The organism is Pseudomonas sp. 05N433, from assembly GCF_056396925.1.
In genome coordinates this window covers 23,389-30,941 of record NZ_JBFTML010000075.1, presented here as the reverse complement: position 1 = coordinate 30,941, position 7,553 = coordinate 23,389, and the positions used below count along the sequence as shown (strand labels likewise).

The 7,553-nt window shown below is 60.6% G+C and carries 8 protein-coding genes; 4 read left to right on the top strand and 4 right to left on the bottom strand.

What is annotated here, in order from left to right:
- Nucleotides 1-136: 136 nt before the first annotated feature.
- A complete protein-coding gene (locus AC1DIS_RS27675; protein WP_477781212.1) occupies nucleotides 137-643 on the bottom strand; it encodes a DinB family protein in 507 nt (168 codons plus the stop codon).
- Nucleotides 644-866: 223 nt separating this feature from the next.
- Nucleotides 867-1,985, bottom strand: a complete 1,119-nt coding sequence (locus AC1DIS_RS27670) for an NAD(P)/FAD-dependent oxidoreductase (RefSeq protein WP_192350340.1) — start codon at nucleotides 1,983-1,985, stop codon at nucleotides 867-869.
- Nucleotides 1,986-2,437: 452 nt separating this feature from the next.
- Between AC1DIS_RS27670 and AC1DIS_RS27665 the strand changes: the two genes are divergently transcribed.
- The 3 genes from AC1DIS_RS27665 to AC1DIS_RS27655 all read left to right on the top strand — a co-directional run bounded on the left by AC1DIS_RS27665 (nucleotide 2,438) and on the right by AC1DIS_RS27655 (nucleotide 5,016).
- Nucleotides 2,438-2,734, top strand: a complete 297-nt coding sequence (locus AC1DIS_RS27665; RefSeq protein WP_477743190.1) for a hypothetical protein — start codon at nucleotides 2,438-2,440, stop codon at nucleotides 2,732-2,734.
- A gap of 198 nt (nucleotides 2,735-2,932) precedes the next feature.
- On the top strand, nucleotides 2,933-4,603 hold the full coding sequence (locus tag AC1DIS_RS27660) for a Na/Pi cotransporter family protein (RefSeq protein ID WP_111453208.1): 1,671 nt from the start codon (nucleotides 2,933-2,935) through the stop codon (nucleotides 4,601-4,603).
- 95 nt (nucleotides 4,604-4,698) lie between these two features.
- Nucleotides 4,699-5,016 (top strand): DUF2388 domain-containing protein, encoded by a 318-nt coding sequence (locus tag AC1DIS_RS27655; protein ID WP_026286632.1) that lies wholly within the window; start codon nucleotides 4,699-4,701, stop codon nucleotides 5,014-5,016.
- Nucleotides 5,017-5,051: 35 nt separating this feature from the next.
- Here AC1DIS_RS27655 and AC1DIS_RS27650 read toward each other — a convergent pair whose 3' ends face one another.
- The gene (locus AC1DIS_RS27650; protein ID WP_138867440.1) at nucleotides 5,052-5,999 is read right to left on the bottom strand and encodes a pyridoxal-phosphate dependent enzyme; all 948 of its coding nucleotides are present in this window, start codon (nucleotides 5,997-5,999) and stop codon (nucleotides 5,052-5,054) included.
- A 167-nt stretch (nucleotides 6,000-6,166) separates the two neighbouring features.
- On the opposite strand from AC1DIS_RS27650, the gene AC1DIS_RS27645 reads away from it, so the two are divergent.
- The gene (locus AC1DIS_RS27645; RefSeq protein ID WP_096480294.1) at nucleotides 6,167-6,826 is read left to right on the top strand and encodes a methyltransferase family protein; all 660 of its coding nucleotides are present in this window, start codon (nucleotides 6,167-6,169) and stop codon (nucleotides 6,824-6,826) included.
- A 25-nt stretch (nucleotides 6,827-6,851) separates the two neighbouring features.
- Here AC1DIS_RS27645 and AC1DIS_RS27640 read toward each other — a convergent pair whose 3' ends face one another.
- A complete protein-coding gene (locus AC1DIS_RS27640) occupies nucleotides 6,852-7,520 on the bottom strand; it encodes an HAD-IA family hydrolase (protein ID WP_305409079.1) in 669 nt (222 codons plus the stop codon).
- Nucleotides 7,521-7,553: the final 33 nt, after the last annotated feature.

The following is a 7,553-nucleotide window of genomic DNA, read 5'->3' as shown; positions in this document are numbered from 1 at the left end:
GGGCTGCAAAGCGGCCCCAGAATCTCTGATATCCCAAAGATCTTGTGAGTGCTGCGCACTCAAACGGGGGCAAGCCCCCTCGCCACAGGGGCACTTCCCACAGCGGATTTATGCTGTTATCGGGCCAGGGCTCGACTCAATACCCGGGAACCTCGCGCAAAAACTCTGACAGGTCGGTGATCGGCGGTATGGCCGGAATGTCGAAGTACATCTGAATCACCCAGCCCCGGTGATAGCTGGCGTGGTTGACCACATGCAACAGCATGGCGCCGGCACTCATGACCCCGCTTTCCCCCGACATGGAGGTGAATTCGATGGGTTTATCCAGCGACTCCTCGGTCTGGGCCGAGCTCCAGCCACAGAACCATTGATCAATCTCCTGTTGCGCCATTCGCAACTCGGCGAGCTCGGTATGGAGCAGGCCATGGGAGGTCTTGAAGTCGTGCCCCCGGCCCTCCAGGTGGGCTTGCCAGATGCAGTCCACCACGTAGATCTGGTTCAAGGTGCCAATCATGTTGTTGAACACCGACACCCGTTTGCGATTGAGTTCCTCAGGTGGCAGCGCCATGAGGYTGTCGAAGAGTCGCTGATCGGCCCAGCGCTTGTAATCGGCGAGCATGCGGGCAGTGCGTACGTTGATCATCAGAGATCTCCCATGGCGATGGGCGCATTGCCAAGAATAGTCCTCGCAGCTGGTTGCAGCCTAAACCCTGATCATCGGTTGCGCCGCACGACTTTGTAGCAGCTGCCGAAGGCTGCGTTCGGCTGCACAGCAGTCGCTAAACCATACGCTGCGGGTGGGTCAGATAAACCACGTGCGCAGGATTCACGACTGCTACGCAGCCGAACGCAGGCTTCGCCAGCTGCTACAGAGTTTCATTGCGAATTAAACGCTGCACCACCCGTTCGGCCAATGCCAGGCAACTGGTCAGCCCCGGCGATTCGATGCCGAACAGATTGACCAGGCCCGGTACGCCGTGAATGTCCGGGCCGCTGATGATGAAGTCGGCGACCGGCTCGGTCGGCCCGCTGATTTTCGGGCGGATGCCGCTGTAGGCCGGTTGCAGACTGTCATCGGGCAACGCCGGCCAGTAGCGCCGGATCGCCTGATAGAAGCCTTCGCCACGATGGGGGTCGACGCGATAATCGATCTGCTCGACCCATTCGACATCCGGCCCGAAACGGGCCTGACCACCCAGGTCCAGGGTCATGTGCACGCCCAGCCCGGCGCTTTCCGGTGCTGGATAAACCAGATGCCGGAACGGCGCCTGGCCGCTGAAACTGAAGTAGCTGCCCTTGCACAGCCAGGCCTTGGGCACGTGCCGCGCCGGCAAGCCTTCGATCCGGCTCGCCACCTCTGGCGCAGACAGTCCGGCGCAGTTGATCAGTTCACGACAGCTCAAGGTCATCGGCTGAGTCCCCCCCATGTGCAGCTCGAAACCCTGTTCGGTACAACGGGCCGATGTAAGCGGCGTATGAAAGGCCACCGAGGTGCCCCAGGCTTCGGCATCGGCCTGAAGCGCCAGCATCAAGGCATGAGAATCGACAATCCCGGTAGACGGTGACCAAAGCGCTGCAACACAAAACAACGCCGGCTCAAGCGCTCGTGCCTGACCGGCATCCAGTAATTGCAGGTCATCGACACCGTTGCGCCGGCCTTGCTCCAGCAACGCCTGCAAGGCATGGCGCTGACGGTCATCGGTGGCCACGATCAGCTTGCCGAGGCGCCGGTAATCGACACCGCGCTCATCGCAGAAGGTATACAGGCGTTGCTTGCCCTCCACGCACAATTGCGCCTTGAGACTGCCGCTCGGGTAATAGATCCCGGCGTGGATCACTTCCGAATTGCGCGAGCTGATGCCCACGCCAATCCCCTCGCCCGCCTCGACCAGGATCACTTCTCGTCCGGTCCGGGCCAAGGCTCTGGCCACCGCCAGCCCGACCACGCCAGCCCCGACTACCACGCATTCGATATCGACGCTCACCTGCCCTCCACTCATTCAAGCCAGCCCTGGATGCGATAATCGATCAGGCTGGAGGATATCGCCAGCATGACTTCATACGGTCTGCTACGTGGCGTTCACACTCTATGTTTAATTTCCCATTTAACGATCATTCAAAATAACAATTAACTGTCATTGACCTGAACACTTTCCAACTTCCCCCCTTCAACACAACCTTAACCGGCTATCGGCGATTGACTTTGCCAACCTGCCTGAGTAAATTGCGCCGGCCGATAACAACGGCTTTTTTCAACTCACAAAAGAATTCAATGGACACAGTATCTAGTCGCTGTCGGATGACTGCTCACACGCAGGATCTGGCACATAACCCAGACAATGACGGGCCTCGACTTTTCGGTCGGGTGAGCTGCGCTAGAGCTTGAGGCTCCACCGTAACTTGCCTCACCGGAATCATTCCGGCCCAGAGGCATGTTATGAACTTCAAAACCACTGTACTGCCGGGCGTACGCGCCTTTGCATCGACCATGCGGGTCAAGCCCTGCCGTGAGCGTCTGCCGACGACTCGGCTCTGCGCCCCGTTCTCCGCCCCTTCTACCCACGCCAAGGTGCGCCCTCGTGCCAACTGGCGTGTCTGCCCGACGACCGGCCGGCTTCAGCAACGCTGGAGCTTCGACGACAGTCAGGCCCCACAAAGTCGGCGCATCGCGCGCCTCTTCCAGCAGGCGAGCCTGATGCTCGGCCTGTCTATCGGGGCATGCATTTTCAGTTGATCTGAAGGCACTTTAAAGTCCCTCCGGAACGGTTTCCTTAAACGGGAATCCGACAACTTCTTATTGCCCGTAAAAATCTGAATTATTGGAATTAGTTGCGGACCATCAAGTAACACCACAATCACGGGTGTTATTCAGATACCACGAGCCGGGTTCCGGGTCTTCAATAAATGTAATACGAAACAAGGGAGAGCCCTCATGTCGGGAACTACTCTACTGATCAACCTCGCCGGCTCCATTGCCCTGTTGCTATGGGGCACTCATATGATTTCTTCGGCGCTGTTGCGCGGCTTCGGCACGCCGCTGCGTCAGTGGCTGGGCCACAACCTGAACAACCGCTGGATGGCGTTGTTGTCGGGGATCGGTATCACCGGGGTCTTGCAAAGCAGCACCGCCGTGAGCCTGATGGCGACCTCGTTCACTGCCGCCGGGACGCTGGGACTGGCGCCGGCCCTGGCGGTGATGCTCGGCGCCAACATCGGCTCAACCCTGGTGGTGCAGTTGCTCAGCGTCGATGTGTCGATGCTCACGCCCAGCGTTTTGCTGGCGGGCCTGATCGTCTTTCGGCTGCGCGATGACTCGCGCTACGAAAGCGTCGGTTGTGCACTGATCGGCCTGGGGCTGATGCTCCTGGCCTTGCACATGCTCGGCTCCACATTGGCGGAAGTCGAAGGCACGCCGATCTTCCAGCTGATCATGCAGAGCCTCGAGGGCGATCTGGTCATTGCGCTGCTGGTGGCGCTGATCCTCACCTGGCTGTGCCACTCCAGCGTGGCCGTGGTGTTACTGATCGTCTCGCTGGCCGCCACTGGCATGCTCTCGGCCAGCACCATCGTCGCGCTGGTGCTGGGGGTGAACATTGGCGGTGCGCTGCCCTCGGTCATCAACGCCGGATCGAGCGTCGGCCGACGCCTGCCGCTGGGCAACCTGCTGGTGCGTGCGGTCGGTGCTCTGGCGGTCTTGCCGTTTGCCGGATTGCTCGCTCAGGCGCCGCTCGCGCCCTCGACCCTGGTGGTGTGCCTGCACACCGGTTTCAATCTACTGCTCGCGTTGGTGTTCATCGGTCTGACCGACGTACTCGCCAATGCCCTCACCCGACTGCTGCCGGCACCTGAGCGGGATGTCGATCCCGGCATGCCGTGCTATCTGGACGAGGCCGGCCTGGAAGTGGCCAACATCGGCCTGTCGAATGCCGCTCGCGAAGCGTTGCGCATGACCGACATGTTCTCGACCATGCTCGGCCGGATGCTGCAGCTGTTCCACACATCGCTACCGGCCTGCGCCGATGAAGTGCAGCGGATCGATCAATCCCTGGACCTGCTCAGCGCGGCGATTCGCGCTTATCTGGCCGACATCGGCAAGGAAGGCATCAGTGACAGCGATGCCGATCGTTCCCAGGAAATCCTCACGTTCGTGATCAACCTCGAACATGCCGCGGACATTCTTTCCAGCAGCCTCACGCAGTTGGCCATGCGCCGCTTGCGTCGGGGTGAACAGTTCTCGGCCTTCGAACTGGGCAACATCGCCCCGCTGCACGACGCCGTTCTGGAAAGCCTGAGCCTGGCGATCACCGTGTTCCTGCGCGAAGACATCGCCACCGCCCATCAACTGATCCAGCGCAAGGAGACCGTCAGAAGGCTCGAAGCCTGCGCCAGCCGCGAGCACTTTCGCCAGTTGCAGGAAGACAAAAGTACCTGGGCGCAATCCGGTGATATTTTCCAACGGGTACTGCGTGATTACCGGCGCATGCATCACCACATCGCCGCCCTGGCGTATCCGCTGCTCGAACGCGCCGGTGAGCGCTCGGTCGAGAGCATCGATGCTCCCGCTACGGGTCGCATGACGGTAGATCTGGCTGGAATTGAGTGAGGCATATGTAGATCGACAGGGAACTCCTGACCACCGCCGGGCATCCTAAATTATGTGTTACTTCTTTTACGCTTCACGCTTCGGAGGACGCCGTCATGCGCCGTCTGTTTTTAGTATCTTCACTCGTGCTTTGCTTGCCCTTTGGCTCAGCCATGGCCCGTGTGGATGCGGGCGATGTCGCCACCTCAGCCGGGGTATCCGCATCGCTGTACTCAACGTTCAAGGATCACAAAATGGTCATTCCCGCCCGGGATGACGCCTCCAGTTTTGTCGCCAGCGGCGGTACGATCCGTGGCGTTTACCTGGAGTCGGTATTGAAGGAAATTCGCCAGAATCATCCCGACCTGAAGGCCAGCGATGAAGACCTGGCCAGAGCGATCCTCGTTCAAGAAGGTGTTCCAGCCGGTCAATAAAGTCTGAAACGTAAGCGGTAGGGCTAGTGACAGCCCTACCTTGCTTCAACGCTGTGTTTTTCGACCCCGGCAGACAGGCGTGCCCAGCCGGCGACCAACTGCGCGCTGATGCTGACGCCGCCGCACACCACAATCACCACGTCATGGGCCTCGGCAATCGCCGGATGGTCGAGGTACGCCACCGCCAATGAAACGCCACACGCCGGTTCGACCAACTGGCGCAGGTCGTTGGCGTAACGAACCACGCCCATGATCGCCTCATCATCGCTGAGCACCACGCATTCATGCGGGAAATCAAGGATGTGCTGCACCGGCCAGGCGGCCACTTGCGCGGCGCCGAGTGACGTGGCAACGGTGTCGATGCGCGGCAGTCTGACCGGGTGCCCGGCAGCGATGGCGGCAGCGAACGACGCCGCCCCTTGGGTTTCGCACGCAACGATCCGACAATCCATGCGCTGATGACGGATCAGGCCGGTGAGCAGGCCCGCCAGCAAACCGCCGCCCCCCACGGATGTCACCAACGCATCGACCTGAGGGCAGTCCTCGAGGATTTCATCGACCATGGTGCTGTGTCCTTCCCACAGCACCGGGTGATCGAAAGCCGGTACGTATTCGGTGTCTGCGCCTTGCGCGAGTTCTTTCGCCCGTTGATTGGCCTCGTCCCAGACCTTGCCATGGACAATCACCTCGGCACCGGTTTTCCTGATCCTGGCGCGGGTGGTTTCCGGGGTCGTGTTCGGCACCACGATGCAGGCTTTCAGCCCAAGGTTGGCGGCGGCCACCGCTGTGGCCAAACCGGCATTGCCACCGGAAGGGCAGACGACTTTGCGCTTGCCCTGCTCTGCCGCCTGGCTGCACAACAGGCCCATGCCGCGCAGTTTGAACGAGCCGCTGGGTTGCAGGTTTTCCAGCTTGAGCCAGATTCGCCGGGTCGGAGTCGACAGACCCGGATGCAGAATCAGGGGCGTTCTGATGTGAAGCATCGTGTGCTCCTTGTGACAGCACCGGCGCGTTGAGATCTTTCAACGGGCTGGAAGCGAACGGACAGGCTCATCCTTATCCAAGCTTAGTTCACCCTGCTCGACGACTACCGCTCTGATAACGGGCTGCCCCTCTACACTGGTGATATGCCCTTTTTGCGAGATCAGTTATGAAAATCTCAGCCAAACTCGCGTTTTTCGCCCTCGTCAGCACCCTTGCCTACCTGGCTCTCGCGGTGTTCGGGCTGGGCGGGTTGGCGGCGTTTTTCTCGCATCCACCGCTGGTGGTCATTGCGCTTGCGACCCTGGTGATGGCGATCGTGTCGTTGTTCAGTGAGGGCAATTTGAGCACTGGCGAACGTGAAGACCGGGCCAATCGCTGGGTGCTGCCGGTTTTCGGGGTGCTCGGGTTGTTGAGCGGGTATCTGCCGGCCTACACCGACCGGATCGACTTCTGGACCTTCGGTGGCGAGGGCGTGCGTTGGCTGGGTGCGCTGCTGTTCATTGGCGGCGGCGCGTTGCGGATGTGGCCGGTGTTTGTACTGGGCAAGCGCTTCAGCGGATTAGTGGCGATTCAGCCAGGACACCGCCTGGTCACCGACGGAATTTATCGGAATGTGCGCAACCCCAGCTACCTGGGGCTGCTGATCAATGGCGTGGGCTGGGCGCTGGCCTTTCGTTCCGGTGTCGGGTTGCTGCTGGTGGCGCTGATGTTGATACCGCTGATCGCCCGCATTCGCTCTGAAGAAGCGCTGTTACGCACGCAGTTCGGCAGCGAATACGACGCTTATTGCGCCCGTAGCTGGCGATTGATTCCGGGGATCTACTGAACTGACCACATCAGGGCCGTGTCGATTACAAAAAGTGTAAACGGATCAGGTTATTGGCATCCACATGACTCGTGACCGAGTCATAACTGGCCAGTGTGGCGTGCCGGGTCTGAAGGGGATGAACGTGGGTCGCGGTGATGACCATGATGTTGGCACCCGCCGCCTCGCCTGCGCGAATTCCGACGTCAGCGTCTTCGAAGATCAGGCACTCGGCTGGGTCCACCTGCAGTCGACGAGCCGCCAGCCGATAGCCCGCTGGGTCGGGCTTGCCGGCGCTGACGTCTTCGGCGGTAACCATCACGCCCGGTTCGGGAATACCGGCCGCGGCCATTCGGCGCAACGCCAGCGCCCGCGGCGCAGAGGTGACGATGGCCCATTGGTGGGCGGGCAGCGACTTGAGGAAATTGGCCGCGCCGGACACCTCGACAATCCCCTCCACATCATCGATTTCCGCCTCGGTGATCCACGCCGCTTCAGCTTCGACATCTACCCCTGGCAACGCCAGGCGATTGATGGTGTCGATGGCGCGAACGCCATGGATGGTCGGCAAGAAAGTTTCGACATCGACGCCGTGGCGCACGGCCCAGGTTGTCCAGATCCGCTCGGCGGCGGCGATGGAGTTGAGGACGGTGCCGTCCATATCGAACAGCAAGCCACGGTATGACCTGTTGAGCCGGGATGTTTTGACAGACAAAGGGCGACTTCCTTTTGCAAGAGCCAGGCAAAT

Excerpts from the sequence above, each read along its gene's own strand:
- AC1DIS_RS27665 (WP_477743190.1), top strand. The coding sequence starts at position 2,438 with ATGAACTTCAAAACCACTGTACTGCCGGGCGTACGCGCCTTTGCATCG.
- AC1DIS_RS27660 (WP_111453208.1), top strand. The coding sequence starts at position 2,933 with ATGTCGGGAACTACTCTACTGATCAACCTCGCCGGCTCCATTGCCCTG.
- AC1DIS_RS27655 (WP_026286632.1), top strand. The coding sequence starts at position 4,699 with ATGCGCCGTCTGTTTTTAGTATCTTCACTCGTGCTTTGCTTGCCCTTT.
- AC1DIS_RS27650 (WP_138867440.1), bottom strand. The coding sequence starts at position 5,999 with ATGCTTCACATCAGAACGCCCCTGATTCTGCATCCGGGTCTGTCGACT.
- AC1DIS_RS27645 (WP_096480294.1), top strand. The coding sequence starts at position 6,167 with ATGAAAATCTCAGCCAAACTCGCGTTTTTCGCCCTCGTCAGCACCCTT.